The sequence below is a fragment of the Aestuariimicrobium sp. p3-SID1156 genome (assembly GCF_025144225.1).
Taxonomy (GTDB): Bacteria; Actinomycetota; Actinomycetes; order Propionibacteriales; family Propionibacteriaceae; genus Aestuariimicrobium.
Genome location: NZ_JALXXB010000001.1, coordinates 85,516 through 105,287 on the forward strand (window position 1 = coordinate 85,516; position 19,772 = coordinate 105,287).

Genomic DNA, 19,772 nt, shown 5'->3' on the forward strand with positions numbered 1-19,772 from the left:
TTCAGGGGTCAACGGGGACTCAGGGAAGGGGCTTGTGGGGGTTGGCGGCGAGTGGGGGCTCAATTGTGACGGTGCGGCCGTTGAACTCGACGCGGGAAAGGAACATTTGGCGACCGGTCATGCTGTCGCCGATGCCACCGGGGAGCCAGGCGTGGTACACCGTCCACCACTGCTCCCCCACCTTGATCAGCTGGTTGTGCCCGGGACCGGCGGCCACATCGTTGGTCACCAGGACCGGTTCGGCATCCTTGGTAAAAGGTCCGGTCGGCGAGTCGCCCACGGCATGGCCCACGGCGTACTTGTCCGTCCAGAAGCCATTGCCGGAGTAGAAGAGGTGGAAGACCCCGTCCACCTCGACGATGGCCGGCCCTTCGACCAGCATGTCCTCCCAGGGGAGGTCGTTCTTGATCAGGTTGGTGGGCTTGCCGACGAGCGATTTTCCGTCCTCGGACAGCTGCTGGACACGGATCCAGCTGGTCACACCGATAGCATTGCCGTCGTTCTTCCAGTAGAGCCAGGCACGTCCCTTCGAGTCGATGAAGGGGGACGCGTCGATCGAGCCGCCCTCCTTGGGCTCGTACACGAGCGGCCCCTTCTGCTCGTCAACGTAGGGGCCCTCAGGCCTGTCGCTCACGGCGACCCCGATCGCCTGGACCTCCGGGTCCGGGCCCCGGGTCGTGTAATACAGCCGGTAGGTGCCGTCGGTCCACTTGATGGCCTCGGGCGCCCAAACCTTGCCCGGGCTCGACCACGCGCCAACCTTGGGCAGGGCATCCGAACCCTGCTCCCAGGTGACCATGTCGTCGCTGCGGAGGACCTGCACGTTCATGCCATTGCCGTTCGTGGCAATGGCGATGAACTTGCCCTTCCCGTTGACGAGGACCTGCGGATCCGGGAAGTCGAAGGGGTACACCGGGTTGGTGAAGCCGTTCACGGACGCCCCTGGGGTCGTGGGCGTGGACGAGGCCCCGCCCGGGGAGGTACCGCTGCACGCACAAAGCGCTGCGGCAGCGGTACCCATTCCCGCGAGAGAGAAATTGCGACGGGAGAACACCATCACGCGAAGATCACTACTCACCGAGGCCAGGTTCCGGGAGCTGACTGCGCCTCGGAGAGGGTGAACGAGTGGAAGACGGCGTTGGCGGCCGGGGAGGCGCCGCCGCCGGCATAGATACCGATTCGAGGTGTCGAACCTGCCGGGAAGGTCCATGTGGCGCCCCAGATCCAGTGCACGCCGTCCGTGCTGATGCCGGCCCGATAAAGGAGGTCGCCCGCGGCGTCACGGTGGTGGGCTATGCGCATCCACATGGTCGAGGCGTTGGCCCCGATGATCGCTCCGCCATAGATGAGGCGGCCATCGGATCCCGCTGCCAGCTCACGGCCGTACTCCACCGTCCGAGTGCCCCAGATGGACACTGACCCGAGCCGAGCGAAGTCGTCGTCGTTCCTCCAGACCACCAGGCCGGCCTGCTGGAAGTTGCGGTTGTTCGTGCCCGAGCCGAGATCAAGGGTGAACTTGGTCTCGGCAATCCAGTCACCGCTTGGTGCATCCCGCAGAAGGAGCGCACCCGATCCACCGGTACCAGTCAGGTCCACACCCTTCAGTGGCCAGGTCAGCCCCTGTGGGGAAGTCCTGATGCTCGAATCGGGACGTATCCACGACCAGCCAGAATCAAGCGGCTTGCTGAAGTCCTGGGTCAGCAGCACGGTACCGGGCTTCGGCTGCGGGCTGGGTACGGTGTCCTCCACCGCAGGACGCGCGACGGTGAGGTTGTCGACCAACCCGTTGCCATTGATCCTGAGCGGAGCGGCGGGAAGTTCAAAGTCACCCAAGTCCATTCGCACGATGGCAGAAGGATCTGCCAAGTCCTCCGACGAGACGTAGGCCGTCAGTCGACCCTTGTCGAGCTCGACGGCGACGGTCCTCCACCCCTCAGCGGCAGGCAGGACATCGGTGACCGTGCGACCGTTCGCCGAGGCAGTCAGCGTCCCAGCCATCGGATCCACCCAGACCTTGATCTGTCGGTTCTTCTCACCAAGGAATACGGTCGCGGGCTGCTCGGACTTGAGGTCGAAGCGCACCCGAACGTCTCCAGCAGGGATCTGTTCGGTGCTGACGCGGCCATCGATCCTCGCGCTGACGCCGCCTTGGGGGTCGGTGACGGCCTTGGCACGATGGAGCCCATTGGCCGGTTCCCACGGCGTCGCCCTGACCAGCGACGTGGTGACCGGTCCAGGCATCGGGGTGTCGGAAGGGCCGAAGCCGGCGTTGATGACCGGCCAGCCATCGATCCAGTCGATCTTGTCGATGAGCATGGGGCGTCGGTTGATGCCGAACGGCTCGTTCAACCACGCGTTGTCCTTCGGAATCGCGTGGTAGACGAGGAAGTCACGCCCCTGCGCGTCCGTCATCATGGCATTGTGACCTGCGCCGATCCACCGGTTGCCATTCTGGGTGGCCAGGATGGTGCCACCGGTGACGGACGCGTTCATGTCACGACCCTCCCTGTCCACGAAGGGTCCCATGGGTGACGTGGAGCGTCCGACAAAGACGGAGTAGCCCGTGGCAGGGCCAGCGCAGCAGTTGGCGGAGGACGCCATCAAGTAGTACCAACCGTCATGCTCCACCACGTAGGACCCCTCATAGCGGTCCCAGTGGCCCACCTGCTTGGGCTCCCCAGTGGTTGTCAATCCGTCCTTGCTGACGCGGGTGACCCAGACGCCGCCGTAGTAGGAGCCCCAGTAGAGGTACTGGTTGCCATCGGTATCTGTGAATCCCGCGGGATCGATGGTCCAGTAGTAATCCCCCTTCGGACCCCGCGGAGCGACCAGAGGCTGGTCGGTCGGGACCCAGGGACCAGCAGGCGAGTCCGCAGTGGCCACGCCGATCGCATTGTCGTTGCCCGGGTTGAGAGTGGTGTCGGTCACGGTGAAGTACATGACGTACTTGCCATTGATGTAGCGCACGTCGGGCGCCCAGAGGCCCGCCGTGCGGGTGGCCCAGCTGGGCCGGTTGGCGCTGGTGAAGATGGGCCCCACGTATTCCCAGGAGCTGAAGTCGCGGGTTCGAGTGATGTGTCCGATGACGGAGGGGCCACCGGACCTCAGAGGATCTGCGGTGGCATAGGCGTACCACCATCCGTCCTTCCCCTGGATGATCGCGGGGTCGGCATAGGTGTCCGCGAAGGACTGGGAGACGGGGTTGGAGTACGTGTCGCCAGGGGCGGCGGCCTGCGCTCCTGACACTCCACAAGCGGCGACGATGGCGATGGCAGCAGTGGCGGCCAGGATGGAGCGGGTCACACGGGAAAACACGATCCTTGTCCTTTCGGAAGGGACACCCCGAGGGGTGCGAACAGCCAACAGGTGGTCGGGACCTCAACCCTTGAGGCCGGACGCAGCGACACCCTGAATGATGTAGCGCTGCAGGAAGATGAAGAGGATGAGCACTGGAATCGCCGCGACCGCTGCGCCTGCCATGATGACGGGGTAGTCGATGGTGTAGGCACCCTGAAGTCGTGCGAGGCCGACGGGAAGGGTCAACCTGTCGTCGCTGAACAGGGTGTACAGGGGCCAGATGAAGTCATTCCAATTCGCCAGGAATTGGATGACGAGCAGCGTCATGATGGCCGGACGTGCATTGGGCAACATGATGCTGAAGAAGGTACGGAAGGGTCCTGCTCCATCAATTCGCGCTGACTCTTCCAGTTCCTTGGGCAGGGACAGGAAGAACTGCCTCATGAAGAACAGCCCGAAGGCGCTCGCTGCACCGGGGAAGATCAGCGCCTGGTAGGAGTCCAACCACTGCAGCTTGCTCATCAGCTCGAAGTTCGGCATGAGGAACACGAAGCCGGGGATGAACATCATCCCGATGATCGTCCCGAAGACAGCATTGCGACCGGGGAATTCCATACGAGCCACGGCATATCCCGCCATGGCGCAGATCGTGACCGACAGCACGGCAAAGATCGTGGCTACGACCACGGAATTGCCCAGCCAGGTGAGGACAGGTGAGCCTGGATCGTTGAACAACTTCGTGAACGAGTCGGTGGTCCAGGCCCGTGGCAGGAATCGTGGCGGCGAGGTCTGGGAATCGACACGAGTCTTGAAGGCCGTGATGATCATGTAGGCGATCGGCAGGACGAACACCGCCGCCAGGAACAGCAGGGCTAGGTAGATCAGCACACTGGGTCGGCGCTTCATCGATTCGTCTCCTCAGCCCGTCGACGTGCCTGGAATTCCTTGGCTGCCCGCTTCTGCTTCTTTCGCTCTGCAGCGGCATCACGATCACGCATGAGCCAGAACTGGATGACCGACACGATGCCGAGACAGATCGCGAGAATGTAGCTCGCCGCAGCCGCAGCTCCAGCACGGGACTGACCGAAGCCCAGCTCGGTCATCACCATCAGTACGGTCTTGGTGGATTCGCTCGGACCGCCGTTGGTGACCATGTAGGACTGACCGAACATGTTCGCGCTGGCGAGCACTGTGGTGATGAGGATGAAGATCAGCACTGGGCGCAGGCCGGGGAGCGTGATGTGGGTGAACTTCCGCCAGGTGGTGGCCCCATCGAGCGAAGCGGCCTCGTACTGCTCCTCCGGAATGTCCGACAGACCGGCCATGTAGATGATCGCGTTGAAGCCGATGGTCCACCACACGGTGATGCCCACCAAGGAGATCCACGCCCAGGGCTGTTCGGTCGTCCAGTTGATCTGCGCCCCGAGCATTCGGTTGAGGAAGCCGAACTGGGCGTCGAGGATGTACTTCCACATCACGCCGATGACTGAGACACCGAGAACATACGGGGCGAAGATCGTGGCGCGGAAGAAGGTCCTACCCGGGAACTCGCGATGCAGCAGCATTGCCAGGAGGAGCGGGAGGGTCACCAGGAACGGAACGCTGAACAGCACGAACAGGAAGGTGTTCTTCATGCCGTTCCAGAACGGCTTGTAGGTCACCGACTCCGCATCGAACAGGTCCTTGTAGTTCTGCAATCCCACGAAGGGGCGCCCCGGCAGCGTGAAATCCCAGTCATGCAGCGAGATGTACAGCCCGTAGAAGGCTGGAGCGATTGTGAAGGTCGCGAACAGAACGAGGAACGGTGCCATGAACAGCCAGGGCACCATCGGGTTGCCGGCGAGGCGTGGACGCCGCCGGCGCCGCCCCGCCCCCGGCACAGTGGCAGCCGGGGGCGTGGCGATGGTCGGATTGGTCGTCATCTGAGCGCTCTCCCGGCGTCAGGCGATCAGGCGCCGTACTTCTTGGCATTGGCCTCGAGGATCTTGTTGGCACGGCCAACCGCGGCGTCCAACGTTGCCTTGATGTCCTTGCCGCCCAGCACGATCTCATTGAATGCCTTGTCGAACTCCGCACCGGCGTCACCAATGCCGGGAACGGCAGGCAGGAACACCAGGTCGTCGATCTGCGTGGCGAGAGCCGCTTGCTCGTTGAGCGCCTTGAACTCTGCGGATTCGCGCACCGAGTTGCGCGCCGGGACCTGACCACCCTTGGCCCACTCGAGGGAATGCTGGGAGATCCAGTTGAGGAAGACTCGAGAGGCCTGGTCCTTGTTGGCGTCCGCCTGCTTGCGTGTGGGGAGGACGAATTGGTGCGAGCCAGCCCAGGCAGCCTTGGTGCCACCGATGTTCGGGAGGGGCGCGACACCCCACTTGAGGTCGGACTTCTCCTTGAGCGTGTTGATGGACCAGATGCCGTTCCAGTTGAAGGCGGTCTTGCCGTTCTGCAGGGCGAGGAAGTCGGCGTCCTGACCGACCTTGGCTGGCGAGTAGCCCTTCTTGATGAGGTCCACCCACCAGGTCATCGCCTTGATGGCGGGCTCCTCGTTGTAGACAGCCTTGGTGGCGTCCTCGCTGTAGAGGGAGCCGCCGAATTGCTTGATCAGGCTCTGCATGGACAGGCCACCGGTGAACGGGTGCGGGGATGCCCAGTGGCCCTGGATGCCCTTGCCCTTGAGCTTGTCCAGGGCGTCCATGTACGAGTTCAGATCCGTCGGGGGCTTCTCGGCGTCGAGCCCCGCTTTGTCCATCAGGTCCTTGTTGTAGAAGAAACCCAGAGGGTGGACGTCCAGCGGGATGGAGTACCGCACGTCCTTGTAGATGCCGGCCTTCCAGGGGACGGGGGCGAAGTCGGTCTCGGAGAGCTCGAGGGCCTTCGCGACGTCATCGAGTGGCTGGACGATCTTGCGGGCAGCATTGGTGGCCACGGAATCGACGTGCATGACGGCGATGTCGGGCCCCTTGCCAGCCTGAACTGCGTTGGGGAGCTTGGTGTAGTAGTCAGACCACTGCATCACCTGCATGGTGACCTTGATGTTCTTGTGCTCGCCGTTGAACTGCTCCACGAGCTTCTTCATGAAGGCGCCGTCACCACCGGTGAAACCGTTCCAGAAAAGCAGGCTCACATCGGGTCCGTTGTAGCCGGACTTGCCGCCGTCACCGGTCGCCTTCGTTGTGGCGGATCCCGCACCCTTGCCTCCGCCGCAGGCGCTCAGGACGCCGAGGGCGCCGACGCTGATGCCTGCACCGAGCACACCGCGGCGGGAAAATCCGTTGGTGGTCATGTTTTTGTCCCTTCGTCCTGCGACTGGCCACGTCGTCGTGGGGCCAGTTGCCGCTGGTGAACCGCGCTCTGACTGAGACGGCCCTGTGGAGGTGTAGGGGCTCCTCGCCGAGCCCTCGTTCCGGTCACACTACTCCCGTTGTAAAAGATTTACAACGGGCGAACTTCCGCTGTGAGCAAACCGTGATGTTGGTCTAGGGTGTTGCCATGGCTGCCACTCTTCGGGATGTCGCCAGCGCGGCTGGCGTCTCAGTGAAGACGGCCTCAAACGTCATCAATGATCGTCCCCACGTGAAGCCCGCCACTCGAGCCAAGGTCGAGGCCGCCGTCCGTGAGCTCGGATATCGCCCCAACCTCACGGCGCGAGGGCTGAAATACGGACGCTCGGGTTTCCTGGCGCTCGCCATTCCCCAGATCGACATGCCCTACTTCGCCGAGTTGGCCATGCACTTCACCGACGCCGCGAGCGAGGCGGGTTACGTGCTTCTCCTTGACGTCACCAGAGCTGACGTCGAGATGGAACGGGCACTGCTCCAGGGCGTCGCGCCGCTGAAGGTCGACGGCCTCATCTTTTCTCCTCTCCGGGTGACGGCGGAGGAGATCTCCCAGCGGTCCGACTCAACCCCTCTAGTGCTGCTGGGTGAGCGCGCCGTGCCCGTCGGGCACGACCACGTCGCTCTCGATTCTGTCGCTGCCGCACGCGCAATGACGGAACACCTGTTGTCGATACACAAGCGGCGCATCGCGGTGATCGGCTACGAGTCAGCTGAAGGTACTGCGTCGGTGCGACTGCGTGGGTTCCACGCCGCGCTGGACGCCGCTGGCCTGCCCCATGTCCCCGAGTACGAGGTGGGGGTCGGCCAGTACGAGCGTTACGAAGGTAAGGCGGCGATGGAGCGCTTGCTCGCGCTACCGACCAGACCAGACGCCGTCTTCTGTTTCAACGACCTGATGGCGATCGGCGCCTTGCAGGCATGTCGGGAAGCCGGGGTCCGTGTCCCCGACGAGATTGCGATCGCCGGCTTCGACAACATCGCCGAGACGAAATACTGCTCCCCCGCACTCACCACCGTGGCCCCGGATCTGGACGTCCTCGCCCGCGAATCCATCCGCCTCCTGGTGGGCCGAATCACCGGTAGTCGTACTGATGCGGAGTCCGTCGAGGTGCCGTGGGAGATTCACGTCCGCGCCAGCACTGTGGGGTGAAGACCGATCGGCATACCCCGCGACCATGGCCCTCGGCACCAGCTCGGACATGAAGCGCTAACAATCGCTGGTGCGCGAGCCCTTCCTGCAACGACAAGCCGCCCTACAAGACCCATCAGGGACTGCCATTCTCCGGCGCGCCCGACCGTGGGGGCTGAGGAAGAGCTGGCGGCGCGAAGACCTGTGGATGACTTCCCAGCGCGGGTGTGACGACAGACCTGACATCGTGGGCACCCAGCCGCGGGCCGTGGTCGCGGATCCATCACGCCGGTAAACGGAACGTGACGAGCTGGGGCCGGTTGGTAACGCCCGTCTGACGCGAGGGTATGGGAGGGGCACATGTTATCCACAGCTGTGGACGCAGACCGGAGATATCCCCTGAGTTGTCCACAGACTCAACGCATTGCTCCCAGCCACCACGCGCATCACAGTGCTTGTGGACAACCCCCGTGATCCTGTGGACAGGCTCGCTTCTTGTGGATACTGGTCCCATGGAGTCAGCCCACACGACCAACGTCGCCGAACGGTGGGCGCGCTTCGCCCGCAACGAGACTCCCAGGCACTCGCCGGTCATGCGCGCCTGGGCCGCGGGAGTGTCCGAGGACCCGGAGGTGCTGGCTCTGATCGAGGAACTTCCCACCCGAGAACGCCAGCCGAACCTGGTCATCGCTGCCGCCCGCCTCCTTGTTCCAGATCTGGTCGACCCGCACCAGCTCGAGCCAAGACCAGACGAATACGCCCGGCTCCGCGGCGTCCTGCTGGAACGCTGGGACGAGGTTCGGCGGATCACTGCCACCCGCCACACCCAGACCAACGAGCCCGCCCGACTGGCGGTGATGCTGCCGGCACTGGCCGCGTTGCATCAGCAGTCGGGACGTGAGTTGGCGATCATCGAACTGGGCGCCTCTGCCGGTCTGGCGCTTCACCCCCAGCACTGGCGCTTCCGCTACCTCTCCCGCTCCGGAGAGGTGCTCTCGGAGTTCGGCATCCCCCAGCCAGGCCCCGGTCAAGAGGTGGCGGTCACCATCAAGTCCCATGAGGATGCCCCTGACCGTGACCAGGTCCCGCCTGTTCCGCTCCCCCAGGACCTGCCGCCGGTCCAGTGGCGGCTCGGCGTGGACCTCAACCCGCTCAACCCCGCCCACCCAGACGATGCCAACTGGCTGCGAACCCTGGTGTGGCCCGGTCAGGCCGAGCGGCTCGAACGGCTCGAGACCGCGCTGAGGGCCGGGGTCGAGGACCCGGTTCTGGTCCTGCAGCGCGACATCACCCACTCCGCCGTGCTCGACGAGATTCTGGCGCTGGTGCCCACCGACTACCTGCCCGTCGTCGTGCATGGTGCTGTGATGGCCTATCTCGAGGACGCCGACCGCGAAGCACTGGAAGCCCGCCTCCTCGACAAGGTCCAGGGTGGTCAGCTGCACTGGCTCAGCAATGAGGGCCACTCCGTGGTGCCTGGCATCCGCGCCGAGATTGCTCGGCGCCCCGAGTTCGAACGCCGGCTGCGAGCAGGAGCGTTCGTGGTCGCACTGGACGGCGTCCCGCTGTACCAGGCGGACGGCCACGCCAGCTGGCTGCTGTGACCTCTGCCCGCGGAGGAACTCGCGCGCGCTGAACTAAAGTCGAGGGCCGCGGCCAGCGGAGGATTCAGCCGTGCTTATAGTTCTCACGGACGGCAAAGTAGCCGATTCTAGGACAAGGGGACGCCATGATGAAGGCGCTGAGGAGATCGCTGACCACGCTGGTACTCGTGCTGAGCCTCACCATGGGTGTGATGCCCCTGCCGATCCCGGCAGCGAACGCTGCCACCTGGGTACAGGCTGAGAACTCGCTCCAGGGATCGCGAGGGTGGGATGTGCCGCTGACTGCGTACGCGTTGGAAACAGACCTCTCTGCGTACACGCTGCAGACGTCGGTGACGCCCGGACAGCCAGTGACGCTGCGCATCCACAACCAGATCTCCGCCCAGCAGAGAATCCAGGCCTACCGTCTGGGCTGGTATGGCGGCGAGGGCGGCCGCCTGGTGCACACGAGCGAGTGGACCCCCGGCATCCTGCAGCCCGAATCGAAGCTCATCACGACATCCCCCGAGGGCAAGCTCGTCAACACCGTGGACGCGTCGGACTGGAAGGACACGATGACGCTGTCCACCGAAGGCTGGCCGGCAGGCATGTACTTCCTGGTGATCGACAGCGGGAAGGGGTTGAAGACACAGGTTCCCCTCGTCGTGCGCTCCACCTCTTTCGCTGGGCGCACAACCTTGGTCACCGCCCCGGCAACCTGGCAGGCCTACAACCGCTACGGCGGTTATTCCGCCTACTACGGACCCACGGGCACCTCTGATCGCTCACGGATCCTCAGCTTCAACAGACCCTATGACCGCCGCTACGGCATGGAGCACTTCCACGTCATGGAACGCGGACCCATCGTCGAAGCCGAACGCCTGGGGTTGGACCTCGCCTACACCTCCGGTCTTGACCTCGACCGCGAGGGGCCCGACGCGTACCGCGGCGCCGCAGCACTCATCACCCTCGGCCATGACGAGTACTGGACCAACGCACAGCTCGGCGCCGTCCAGCGCCTGCGCGACGCCGGCACCAACTGGATCGCCATGGGCGGCAACACCTTGTGGTGGCGGGTCAGATTGAGTGGGGACCAGCGCACGATGGACATCTACAAGGGCGTCTACGACGACCCCCACCCGGACCCGGCGCAGAAGACCATCAACTTCGCCGACTCCACCATCCGCTCCACGCTTGGATCCGTCTATCTGTGCGCTGGACTTGCGGGCGCCAACAGCGGGGACCTGGTCGTCACGGACCCGTCCATGTTCTTGTTCCGGAACACCGGCGCCACCAGGGGACAGGTCGTGCCCGGCCTCATCAAGATCGAGGCCGACCGCGCGGTGCTGCGCAGCTACAATCCCCAGAACCTCTCGGTTGCCGCCCATTCGCCGATCCGCTGCCCCACCTCGGGGACGCAGAGCTTCAGCGACATCACCTACTACTCCGTCGCCTCGGGCGCCGGAGTGGTGAACATGGCCTCGATGGGTTTCGCGATCGCCACCAACGACCAGCTGCAGGACCGGCCGGAGTACCGGATGCCGGCAGCGTCCCTTGCCTTCGCACGGGCAATGTTCGCCAACGCTCTGGTCGAGGCATCCCGGGGACCATTGGGCAAGAGGTTCCCGCCGTCGGGCAATGCCTCCTCAGTGCTGAACGCGGATCCGCCCATCGTCTTCCCGGAACAGCCGAGTATCCCGGCACCCACCGTCCCCGGTGTCGGTTCGAGTGTCCGCGGTGACTTCACCGCAGACAAGCTTGCTGATGTCATGGCTGTGAGCGCGGACGGAGCGCTGCGCCTGTACGCCACCCGGTTGGGCCGAACCATGGCCGCGCCCGTCACGACAGGCTCCAACTGGCTGGTGATCAATTGGTTCACGCATGTCCCGGACCTGAACAGGGACGGCCAGACCGAACTCCTGGTGCGCCGCAATGACGGCACGATGTGGCTCTATCCGGGCCGCGGCAAGGGCTATTTCGGCGTTCCGGCAAAGGTGGGTAGCGGGTGGAATGGCATGTCCACCATGACGGTGATCAGCGACATGAGCGGTGACAAGCGACCTGACATCCTGGCCCGACACAGCGACGGAAAGCTCTACCGCTATTCCCTGACAAACCTCACAGGATGGATCTCGAACAGGGTCCAGATCGGGCATGGATGGAATGCCATGCGGTCGGTCATCGCCGTCAACGACTTCACCGGCGATACCTCCCCCGATGTCCTGGGGGTGCGTGAGGATGGCAGCCTGTGGGTCTACCGTTCCACTGGCGGGGTTCTCACCACCGTCAGGCAGGTCGGCAGCGGTTGGCAAGGGATGCGCAAGGTTTTCAGCCCTGGTGATGCCAACGGCGATGGCAGGGAGGACCTCATGGGGGTCGATGCCCACGGAAACCTGCGGCTCTATGCCAACCTGGGCATGCGCTGGGCCTCTCCGCTGACGGTCGGCAGCCGCTGGGACAGTGTGCTCATGCTCGCGTAGTTCGCCTGCCAGCCGGAGTTGGATGGTCGGCGGGGGTCAGGCGGCGTCGCGCGCCCGGCGACGGTTGCGCAGGACACGGCTGACGACGAACCAGGCCAGCAACCCGAGGATGATCACGTAGACGATGTTGCTGATCCAGTTCGTGTAGGGCTCGATCACGTGCCAGTTCTCGCCCAGGAAGTAGCCGAAGCTCACGAAGATGGTATTCCAGATCGCCGAACCGGCGGCGGTAAGCAGGGTGAACTGCCAGATCGGCATCTTGTACACACCAGCGGGGATCGAAATGAGCGAACGGATGCCGGGCACCATGCGCCCGAAGAATATGCCGCTGCGGCCATGCCTGGCGAACCAGTCGACCGACTTGTCGTAGTCCTCGACCTCCAGTAGCGGCAGCTTTTCGCACAGCCACCGGACGCGCTCGCCGCCCAGGGCCACGCCCAGACCGTAGAGGAGCCAGGCCCCGACCAGGGAACCGACGATCGTCCAGGCCAGGATGATCCAGTAGTTGTTGGTGCCCTGGCCCGCAGTCACACCGGCCAGGGGGAGGATCACCTCGCTGGGGATCGGCGGGAAGACGCATTCGAGGAAGAGCAGCAGGGCAACCCCCGGCCCGCCCATCTGACCAATGATGCGGATGGCCCAATCGACGATGTTCACTGCGTTATTTCCCCTTCATCTGCCCCTGGCGGGGCGTTCCAAGGGAAGAGCCTATGTGCTGAAGGCTGCGGAACCGGGTAGGTCGAGACCGCGGGCCGATTCGAATCGGCGCATGGTCCCATCAATCGGGTCACCGAAGTCGAGCCGCCAGGCCAGCAGTTGCAGCGGATCGTCAAAGTCGTCGATGGGCTTGTCAATGTCCACCGGGTACAGCGGGTCGTGGCGAATGGGGACGCCCAAGGAGTTCAGGTGCAGGCGCAGCTGGTGGGTGCGGCCGGTGTGCGGCGTGAGCAGATAGCGACCCCACCGAGTGCCCTCGGCGTCCTGTTCGCCGTGTTCGAGCAGCTCGACCAGCGTGCGGGAGTTCGGTTCACGACCGGGCAGCTCCCAGGCCTGCATGATGCCGCGCTCCTTGTGGATGTGGGATTGGACCACACGCGGCAGCTCCAGCTCCGGGCGGTACGGCGCGATCGCCTGGTAGGTCTTGGTGACGCGGCGTTGGGCGAAGAGGTCCTGGTAGGGCGCCCGCCACCCCTTCTCGGTGGTCAGCACGAGGACGCCCGCAGTGAGCCGGTCCAGGCGATGTGCTGGCGAGAGTTCCGACAGGCCCAACTCCTCACGCATGCGCACGACAACCGACTGCCGGATGTGGCGACCCCGGGGGATGCTGGCCAGGAAATGTGGTTTGTCCACCACCACAATGCGCTCGTCGCGGTACAGCACCGGGATGTCGCCGGGAACCTCGGGTTCCTCGCGCAGCTCACGGTGGAACCAGACGAAGGTGTGCGGCTGGTAGCGGTGGTGTTCGGTGAGCCGGCTGCCGTCCTGAAGGACGAAGTCACCGCGCGCCAGCATCCGGTTGACGCCCTCGACGCCGATCACCGAGTAGCGCTCGCGCAGGTAGTCCGCCATCGTCTCCCAGGCCGCCGGACGGGCCGGGTCGCCGTCGGGGGTGCGCATCCAGGCAGCCTGCAGCCCGTGGCGTGGTGGCAGCGGGGAACGGGGTGGCACCCCGAAAGTCTAGGTCGCCCTACGACCGGGTGCCCTGCGACCGGGGGACGAGCGAGTCACCCACGCGGGGGACCACGGTCTGGTCGACGCTGGCCGGAGGACCGATGTGCCCGGCCGGCTGGTTGGGAGAGGCTCGAGGCATGTCCACTCCCCCAGCCCACCTCGTCCAAGCTGCCCTACCGCGATGTGCTGCCGCAGCGGCAGCAGGACTCCTGTTCGGCGTCGTCTCCGCAGGTGCTGCCCTGGCGGCAGCACCCGGCAACCTCATCGGGGACGCCGCCCGCGGCCTGCACCTCCTGGCTCCCCACCTCGGCAGTGCGCTCTCGCGCATGATCGGGAGCTGGTGGGGCTGGGGCGTCGCGCCCACACTGGCCGCGCTGGTGGTCTCCCGTCGCACGCACCGTGGGGCGATGGCCTCCGGTGTCCGGGGACAGCAGCTGTGGCTCCAGGCAACTGCGGCCGCGTGGGCGTTCCTGGTCTTCGCCGTGTTCGCCTACTACCTCGCCGACCCGCTGGTCGGGGTGAGATTCGACATCACCTTGCTGGGGCTGTGGCTGGTGGGGTCCTTCGTGGTCGCTCCCGTGATGGGGCTGGTCGCGGTGGTGGGTTCGTCGGTGACGCACTGGGGGACGCTGGTGCGCGTCCTGATCCCGTTGAGCAGCATCGTCGAAATCCTGATGCTGCCGCCGACATCACTGTCGACCCGCCCCACCGCCTGGAGTGAGTTGATCGGCTGCCTCATCCTCATCGGGGTGGCTGCCCTGTGGGCGATCCTCGCCTTTGCCCGGGCAAGCCATGAGCTCGTCCAGGCCGGTGACGTCGCCGGGAGCGCTACCGTGACGGCATGGGAATCACAGCTTCGCCGTCCCCACGGTGGCAGCTCGCTGAGGTCCGTCGGGGACGCGTGGGCACCCTGCACGGCAAACCCTCCGCGATCCGCAAACACTCGGTCACTGGCCGCGTAACCGTTGGCCCGCTGGGCCTGGAGGGTGACGAGCAGGGAGACCGGACCGTCCATGGCGGTGTTGACAAGGCGGTCCACCTCTACCCGCGGGACCACTACCCGCTGCTGTCGGGACTCAGACCAGAACTCGCGGACCGGCTGACTCCGGGCGTCCTCGGGGAGAACCTGAGCATCAGCGGGATTGACGAGTCCTCCTGCTGCCTGGGCGACCGCTTCCGGGTGGGCACGGTGCTGTTCGAGGTGTCGCAGCCGCGCCGCCCTTGTTGGAAGATCGACGCGCGCCTGGAGTCGGAGGGCATGGTCAGGCTGTTCCACGAGTTGGGCACCACCGGCTGGTACTTCCGTGTCCTCGAGCCGGGTGAACTCGGGGTGGGCGACGCGGTCGAGCTGGTCGAACGACCGCGACCCGACCTCACGATTCGCGACCTGTTCACCACCTTCCACTCCCCCACTCCGGACGCGGACAGGCTGCGTGATTTCGCCACTGCTCCCGGGCTCACCCAGTCCTGGGTCGAGCGGCTCCTGCGCCGGGCCAACGCCGCACCGCGCCTGGGCTAACCGCTGGCACGCGCTCGACTCAGACCGGCTGATTCGGTCACAGGCGGCTAGGTTGGGGTACATGCCCGTCGAGATGAGCCCGGAGGAGTTCGACGAGTGCGTGGACGAGGCCCTCGACACCATTCCCGATGAGCTGGCCGCCCTGATCGACAACTGCGTCGTGCTGGTCGAGGACGGGCCGCCTCACGGTGAGGACCTGTTCGGCGTCTACGAGGGCATCCCGCTCACCGAACGGGGCTGGGACTACGGCGGTGTGCTGCCCGACCGGATCCTGATCTTCCGTGAACCGCACCTGCAGGAAAGCTCCACGCGCGAGGAACTGGTGGACGAAATCCACGTCACGGTCGTGCACGAGATCGCCCACCACTTCGGCGTCGACGACGAGCGGTTGCATCAATTGGGCTACGCCTGAACTCACCCTGAACCGTGGGTGCGGCTCGCTCCAGGCACTGGTCTGGCAATCCGGCCCCGGGATGACGGCCTCAATTGGCTCCGCCGCCGTTACGAAGCGGACCAGCACGCACACGGCACGCGAGCGGGGTTGCGCGTCCCAGGCCCGGTGTCAGTGCTGCGGTGGGAAGCGGCGTTTGATGACCCCACGAATGACGCCCTTCCAGTCGGTGTTGTCGGTGCGGTAGCGCACCGCGTGGCATCCCTGTGGCCGGCCTCGTCAATGGGGGTAGCCTGACGCGTGGTGTAGTTCCACGGCGCACTGTCGGCTCGGGAGGTTCGCGGGGCAGCCGCTTCGAAGGCAGGCTCTTGACGCTCGGACTGGACGGCGCTGACGGGCGTCGACAACGATGCGGGTGGCCCGCGTGTCGAGCAGCAGGTGCAGGCCCGCGGCCTCCAGGTCGGCGCGGGTGCGGTGTGCCAGGTGGTGCCAGTCTCCGACCTCGCCGGAGATGTGGTGGGGGATCCCTCAGATGGAGAAGTTCTGGTAGACGTCGGCCACCACGACGGTGACCTCGGTCGACGGGGCGAGTTCGCGGGCACGCAGCCCCGCGGAGATGCCGGCATCGCTGCCGCCGACGCACACAACGTGCATGGGGCGATGTCCTTTTGGGTCGCCGGGCCTCAGCCCAGCATGGCGAGGTACTCGTGCAACGCGGTCAGCCCTTCGGGTCGCGGGGTGAAGTGCGCCCACTTGCCGCGCATTTCCTTGTCCACCAGCCCGGCCTCGACCAGCTTCTTCAGGTGGTGTGACAGCGTCGGCTGGGTCACGCCGAACACCTGGGGCATGTGGCACGCGCACACGCTGGAGCACCGGCTGGCCGCGATGTGGTGCAGGATCCGCAGCCGCACCGGGTCAGCGAGCGCCTTCACGACGAGCGCAACCCGTTCCGCCTGCTCCATCGAGATCGTGCCACCACCCGGCGCGCAGGCCTCGGCGGCGGCCATCGGGGCTTCCAGCAGTTCGGTCATGCAGACATGCTACCCGCTCATATTGACACCTGTCGATACGTGTGCCACGCTCACTCATATCGACGGTCATCAATGCGTGATGGTCGTCCCCCACCCGAGCCGGAGGTTTCCCATGCCCGTCATCCGTGTCTTCGAACCTGCACTGTGTTGCAACACCGGGGTCTGCGGCCCCGACCTCGACCAGGAGCTGGTTGACTTCACCGCCGCGGTCAACGCCCTCAAGGCGCAGGGGGTGGACGTCCACCGCGCTAACCTGGCCAGCGAGCCGGCGCAGTTCGCGGAGCACCCCGTGGTCGTCCAGTTCCTGCAGGCCGCCGGCTCTGAGGGGCTGCCCCTGACGCTGGTCGACGACGTCACCGTGCTGGCCGGCCGCCACCCGCGCCGCGACGAGCTGGAGCGCTACGCCGGCCTGAACCCGACGAAGGACGCCCAGCCCCAGGGCGGATGCTGCGGCCCGCAGCAGGAAGCCCCCGCCGCGTCCACAGGCTGCTGTGGGCAGCCCGCCACTACCAGCACCGTGTCCGGCTGCTGCTGACCCCGACTCGAACTTTCAGGAGATTGTGATGACCCAGTTTCTCGACGACCCGCCCCGGCACTTTTTCTTCACTGGCAAGGGCGGTGTCGGCAAGACCAGCATCGCGTGCGCCACGGCCGTGCACCTCGCCCACCAGGGCAAGCGGGTGCTGCTGGTCAGCACCGACCCGGCGAGCAACGTCGCCCAGGTGTTCGGTGCCACCATCGGCAACAAGATCACCCCGATTCCGCAGGTGCCCGGCCTCGACGCGCTGGAGATCGACCCCGACGAGGCCGCTGAGGCCTACCGCAACAAGATCCTGGAACCGGTGCGCGCGGTCCTGCCCATCAAGGAGATCGAGGCCATCACCGAGCAGCTGTCGGGCTCCTGCACCACCGAGATCGCCTCGTTCAACGAGTTCACCGACCTGCTCGCCGACACCCAGGCCACCGCCGGCTACGACCACGTCATCTTCGACACCGCCCCCACCGGCCACACCATCCGCCTGCTGCAGCTGCCCGGCAGCTGGACCAGCTACCTTGACAACGGCAAGGGCGACGCGTCCTGCCTGGGGCCTATGAGCGGGCTCGAGAAGAACCGCGCCACCTACCGCGCCGCCGTCGAGGCCCTCACCGACCCCACCAGCACCCGCCTGGTGCTCGTCGCCCGGGCCCAGCAGTCCACGCTGCGCGAGGTCGCCCGCACCCTGGACGAGCTCGCCGAGCTCGACATCCACGCCACCAACCTGGTCGTCAACGGCGTCTTGCCCGCCGCGGCGGCCACCGACGACCTGTCCCGCGCCATCCACGACCGCGAACAGGCCGCGCTCGCTGCCATGCCCGCCGCCCTGGCAGCCCTGCCCCGCGACACGGTGAGCCTCAAGGGCGTCAACATGGTCGGCCTGGAGGCACTCGCCACCCTGTTCCACTACGAGGACGCCCCGCAGGCCGACGCGCAGGACACCGGCGGGCAGGGCACCGGCCAGCAGCCGCACCTGGCCGGCCTGGTCGACCAGCTCGCCGAGGCCGACCATGGGCTCGTGATGACGATGGGCAAGGGCGGTGTCGGCAAGACCACCGTCGCAGCCGCCATCGCCATCGCCCTGGTCCAGCGCGGCAAGAAGGTCCTGCTCACCACCACCGACCCCGCCGCGCACCTGTCGTCCACCCTCGGCAACGACGTCGACGGGCTCGAGGTCAGCGCCATCGACCCCGAGAAAGCCATCCAGGAGTACCGCGACCACGTCATGGCCTCCAAGGGCGCCAAGCTCGACGACGCCGGCCGCGCCGCCCTCGCCGAGGACCTCATGAGCCCCTGCACCGAGGAGATCGCCGTCTTCCAACAGTTCAGCCGCGCCGTGAACAAGGCCCGTGACCAGTTCGTCATCATGGACACCGCCCCCACCGGCCACACCCTGCTCCTGATGGACGCCACCGGTTCCTACCACCGCGACATCACCCGCCACCTCGACGACGACCAGCGCGGCCACGTCACCACCCCGCTGATGCGGCTCCAGGATCCGGACCACACCAAGATCATCGTGGTCACCTTGCCTGAGACGACCCCCGTTACCGAGGCGCAGGCTCTGGCCAGTGACCTGGAACGCGCCAGCATCCACCCGTGGGCGTGGGTGGTGAACAACTCCCTCGCGGCAGCCCACCCCACCAGCCCACTGCTCGCCACCCGGGCACGTTCCGAGCAGCATCAGCTGGACGCGGTGGCCGCCACCACCAGCCGCATGGCAGTAATCCCCACCCAGACCCGCGAACCCGTCGGCACTCAACAGCTCACCGCTCTCAGCAACTGACCCCATGAGTGACGCCTACCGCCGGATCCACCAGTGGGGTCCGGCGGTGGGCGACTGCCTATTCGCAGGGTGTCACCCGGCCTGTCAGGCCCGAGTTTGGGTCGCCTCCACCCGGCGCCCGGGATCTGCGCCCGCCGGACCCGCACGTAGTTCCGCACCGTGGAGTAGCACAGGTCCGTGGCGCCGTGCTCGTCACGTAGCCGGGCCAGGGTCCTGGTCGCGGTATGGCTGCTTGCTCAACTCGCGCGTCGTGGCGGATGTCGCGTACAGCTGCACTCGTGACCCCATCTTGGCCCTCTTGCCCTCGCGACTGGTTCCCAGAGATGGGGAGCAGCGTGGAGGGGAGGGGCCAGTTCAAACCGTCAAGACCCCGGCAAGTCGCGCGCGGGGCCAGATCAGGCCGTCACAACGGGGCCAAACCAAGCTGTCATAACCACACTGGTCGGCGTATCCGGGGTTTCTGTGGTGCGCTCGAGCCTCGCCAAAGGTCGACTGACCTACTCTCGGACACATGAGCGAAGCCCTCGACGTTCTCTGCTTCTACGTCCCGACTGCTGACACCGAGCGGGTCCTGGATGCGCTCTTCGCAGCGGGCGCAGGCCGCCTGGGTGACTACGAACGTTGTGCCTGGGTGGTGGCAGGTGAGGGACGCTTCCGCCCGCTGCCCGGTGCCGACCCCACGATTGGTGCGGTCGGGCAGGACGAACGTGTTGCCGAGGACAAGGTTGAACTGACCTATCCGCGCCGGCTGCGCCGCAGTGTGGTTGCCGCGCTCCACGCGGCCCATCCCTACGAGGAGCCCGCCTTCCACGTCGTGGAGAATGTCGCTGCTCAAGGATGAGCTGTGCGTCCTGCAGGCAACGAAAAAGTCGCTCGACCCTCGGGGTTTGCCCTGTCGAGCGACTCTTGCTGGGGTGGGCCTAACTGGACTTGAACCAGTGACCTCTGCCTTATCAGGGCAGCGCTCTAACCGACTGAGCTATAGGCCCGCATCGCCGGACGCGTCCGGCAG

The 19,772-nt window shown here is 65.8% G+C and carries 18 protein-coding genes and 1 tRNA gene; 9 read left to right on the plus strand and 10 right to left on the minus strand.

Features of this window, described 5'->3' with window-relative positions:
* Positions 1-19: 19 nt before the first annotated feature.
* From M3G03_RS00385 to M3G03_RS00405, 5 genes are all read right to left on the minus strand, one after another.
* Positions 20-934: a glycoside hydrolase family 43 protein gene (locus M3G03_RS00385; RefSeq protein WP_259807271.1), complete on the minus strand. Its 915-nt coding sequence runs from the start codon at positions 932-934 to the stop codon at positions 20-22.
* Between the two features lie 140 nt (positions 935-1,074).
* Entirely contained in the window at positions 1,075-3,315 is a 2,241-nt protein-coding gene (locus M3G03_RS00390; protein ID WP_259807273.1) for a family 43 glycosylhydrolase, read from the minus strand.
* Between the two features lie 63 nt (positions 3,316-3,378).
* On the minus strand, positions 3,379-4,203 hold the full coding sequence (locus M3G03_RS00395; RefSeq protein WP_259807275.1) for a carbohydrate ABC transporter permease: 825 nt from the start codon (positions 4,201-4,203) through the stop codon (positions 3,379-3,381).
* On the minus strand, positions 4,200-5,219 hold the full coding sequence (locus tag M3G03_RS00400) for a carbohydrate ABC transporter permease (RefSeq protein ID WP_259807276.1): 1,020 nt from the start codon (positions 5,217-5,219) through the stop codon (positions 4,200-4,202). The genes M3G03_RS00395 and M3G03_RS00400 overlap by 4 nt, the downstream gene beginning before the upstream one ends.
* A gap of 26 nt (positions 5,220-5,245) precedes the next feature.
* Positions 5,246-6,580: an ABC transporter substrate-binding protein gene (locus M3G03_RS00405; protein ID WP_259807278.1), complete on the minus strand. Its 1,335-nt coding sequence runs from the start codon at positions 6,578-6,580 to the stop codon at positions 5,246-5,248.
* A 206-nt stretch (positions 6,581-6,786) separates the two neighbouring features.
* Between M3G03_RS00405 and M3G03_RS00410 the strand changes: the two genes are divergently transcribed.
* The 3 genes from M3G03_RS00410 to M3G03_RS00420 all read left to right on the plus strand — a co-directional run bounded on the left by M3G03_RS00410 (position 6,787) and on the right by M3G03_RS00420 (position 11,827).
* Entirely contained in the window at positions 6,787-7,785 is a 999-nt protein-coding gene (locus tag M3G03_RS00410; protein WP_259807279.1) for a LacI family DNA-binding transcriptional regulator, read from the plus strand.
* A gap of 491 nt (positions 7,786-8,276) precedes the next feature.
* Entirely contained in the window at positions 8,277-9,368 is a 1,092-nt protein-coding gene (locus tag M3G03_RS00415) for a DUF2332 domain-containing protein (RefSeq protein WP_259807280.1), read from the plus strand.
* A 125-nt stretch (positions 9,369-9,493) separates the two neighbouring features.
* The gene (locus M3G03_RS00420) at positions 9,494-11,827 is read left to right on the plus strand and encodes a VCBS repeat-containing protein (protein ID WP_259807281.1); all 2,334 of its coding nucleotides are present in this window, start codon (positions 9,494-9,496) and stop codon (positions 11,825-11,827) included.
* Positions 11,828-11,863: 36 nt separating this feature from the next.
* Here the strand turns inward: M3G03_RS00420 and M3G03_RS00425 are convergent, their stop codons facing one another.
* Both M3G03_RS00425 and M3G03_RS00430 read right to left on the minus strand, forming a co-directional pair.
* Positions 11,864-12,484, minus strand: coding sequence for a DedA family protein (locus M3G03_RS00425; RefSeq protein WP_259807282.1), 621 nt, complete (start codon positions 12,482-12,484; stop codon positions 11,864-11,866).
* A 51-nt stretch (positions 12,485-12,535) separates the two neighbouring features.
* Positions 12,536-13,396: a pseudouridine synthase gene (locus M3G03_RS00430; RefSeq protein ID WP_259807886.1), complete on the minus strand. Its 861-nt coding sequence runs from the start codon at positions 13,394-13,396 to the stop codon at positions 12,536-12,538.
* A gap of 239 nt (positions 13,397-13,635) precedes the next feature.
* Between M3G03_RS00430 and M3G03_RS00435 the strand changes: the two genes are divergently transcribed.
* The 3 genes from M3G03_RS00435 to M3G03_RS00445 all read left to right on the plus strand — a co-directional run bounded on the left by M3G03_RS00435 (position 13,636) and on the right by M3G03_RS00445 (position 15,429).
* Positions 13,636-14,460: a hypothetical protein gene (locus tag M3G03_RS00435; RefSeq protein WP_259807283.1), complete on the plus strand. Its 825-nt coding sequence runs from the start codon at positions 13,636-13,638 to the stop codon at positions 14,458-14,460.
* Entirely contained in the window at positions 14,400-15,017 is a 618-nt protein-coding gene (locus M3G03_RS00440; protein WP_259807284.1) for an MOSC domain-containing protein, read from the plus strand. Before M3G03_RS00435 ends, M3G03_RS00440 begins: the two co-directional genes overlap by 61 nt.
* A gap of 61 nt (positions 15,018-15,078) precedes the next feature.
* Positions 15,079-15,429, plus strand: coding sequence for a metallopeptidase family protein (locus M3G03_RS00445; RefSeq protein WP_259807286.1), 351 nt, complete (start codon positions 15,079-15,081; stop codon positions 15,427-15,429).
* 507 nt (positions 15,430-15,936) lie between these two features.
* Here the strand turns inward: M3G03_RS00445 and M3G03_RS00450 are convergent.
* Positions 15,937-16,062: a hypothetical protein gene (locus M3G03_RS00450; RefSeq protein WP_259807287.1), complete on the minus strand. Its 126-nt coding sequence runs from the start codon at positions 16,060-16,062 to the stop codon at positions 15,937-15,939.
* Positions 16,063-16,091: 29 nt separating this feature from the next.
* Positions 16,092-16,439: a helix-turn-helix transcriptional regulator gene (locus tag M3G03_RS00455; RefSeq protein WP_259807289.1), complete on the minus strand. Its 348-nt coding sequence runs from the start codon at positions 16,437-16,439 to the stop codon at positions 16,092-16,094.
* Between the two features lie 112 nt (positions 16,440-16,551).
* Between M3G03_RS00455 and arsD the strand changes: the two genes are divergently transcribed.
* The 3 genes from arsD (at position 16,552) to M3G03_RS00470 (ending at position 19,601) form a co-directional block, all read left to right on the plus strand.
* On the plus strand, positions 16,552-16,974 hold the full coding sequence (gene arsD, locus M3G03_RS00460) for an arsenite efflux transporter metallochaperone ArsD (RefSeq protein ID WP_259807291.1): 423 nt from the start codon (positions 16,552-16,554) through the stop codon (positions 16,972-16,974).
* Positions 16,975-17,002: 28 nt separating this feature from the next.
* A complete protein-coding gene (arsA, locus tag M3G03_RS00465) occupies positions 17,003-18,760 on the plus strand; it encodes an arsenical pump-driving ATPase (RefSeq protein WP_259807293.1) in 1,758 nt (585 codons plus the stop codon).
* Positions 18,761-19,271: 511 nt separating this feature from the next.
* Positions 19,272-19,601, plus strand: a complete 330-nt coding sequence (locus tag M3G03_RS00470) for a hypothetical protein (protein WP_259807294.1) — start codon at positions 19,272-19,274, stop codon at positions 19,599-19,601.
* A 74-nt stretch (positions 19,602-19,675) separates the two neighbouring features.
* Here M3G03_RS00470 and M3G03_RS00475 read toward each other — a convergent pair.
* Positions 19,676-19,749: transfer RNA gene (locus tag M3G03_RS00475), tRNA-Ile, on the minus strand.
* Positions 19,750-19,772 lie beyond the last annotated feature (23 nt).

Coding starts and splice junctions, on each gene's coding strand:
- M3G03_RS00445 (WP_259807286.1), top strand. CDS start 15,079: ATGCCCGTCGAGATGAGCCCGGAGGAGTTCGACGAGTGCGTGGACGAG.
- M3G03_RS00455 (WP_259807289.1), bottom strand. CDS start 16,439: ATGACCGAACTGCTGGAAGCCCCGATGGCCGCCGCCGAGGCCTGCGCG.
- arsD (WP_259807291.1), top strand. CDS start 16,552: ATGCCCGTCATCCGTGTCTTCGAACCTGCACTGTGTTGCAACACCGGG.
- M3G03_RS00400 (WP_259807276.1), bottom strand. CDS start 5,219: ATGACGACCAATCCGACCATCGCCACGCCCCCGGCTGCCACTGTGCCG.
- M3G03_RS00415 (WP_259807280.1), top strand. CDS start 8,277: ATGGAGTCAGCCCACACGACCAACGTCGCCGAACGGTGGGCGCGCTTC.
- M3G03_RS00410 (WP_259807279.1), top strand. CDS start 6,787: ATGGCTGCCACTCTTCGGGATGTCGCCAGCGCGGCTGGCGTCTCAGTG.
- M3G03_RS00435 (WP_259807283.1), top strand. CDS start 13,636: ATGTCCACTCCCCCAGCCCACCTCGTCCAAGCTGCCCTACCGCGATGT.
- M3G03_RS00430 (WP_259807886.1), bottom strand. CDS start 13,396: ATGGCGGACTACCTGCGCGAGCGCTACTCGGTGATCGGCGTCGAGGGC.
- M3G03_RS00470 (WP_259807294.1), top strand. CDS start 19,272: ATGAGCGAAGCCCTCGACGTTCTCTGCTTCTACGTCCCGACTGCTGAC.
- arsA (WP_259807293.1), top strand. CDS start 17,003: ATGACCCAGTTTCTCGACGACCCGCCCCGGCACTTTTTCTTCACTGGC.
- M3G03_RS00405 (WP_259807278.1), bottom strand. CDS start 6,580: ATGACCACCAACGGATTTTCCCGCCGCGGTGTGCTCGGTGCAGGCATC.
- M3G03_RS00395 (WP_259807275.1), bottom strand. CDS start 4,203: ATGAAGCGCCGACCCAGTGTGCTGATCTACCTAGCCCTGCTGTTCCTG.
- M3G03_RS00450 (WP_259807287.1), bottom strand. CDS start 16,062: ATGCACGTTGTGTGCGTCGGCGGCAGCGATGCCGGCATCTCCGCGGGG.
- M3G03_RS00420 (WP_259807281.1), top strand. CDS start 9,494: ATGATGAAGGCGCTGAGGAGATCGCTGACCACGCTGGTACTCGTGCTG.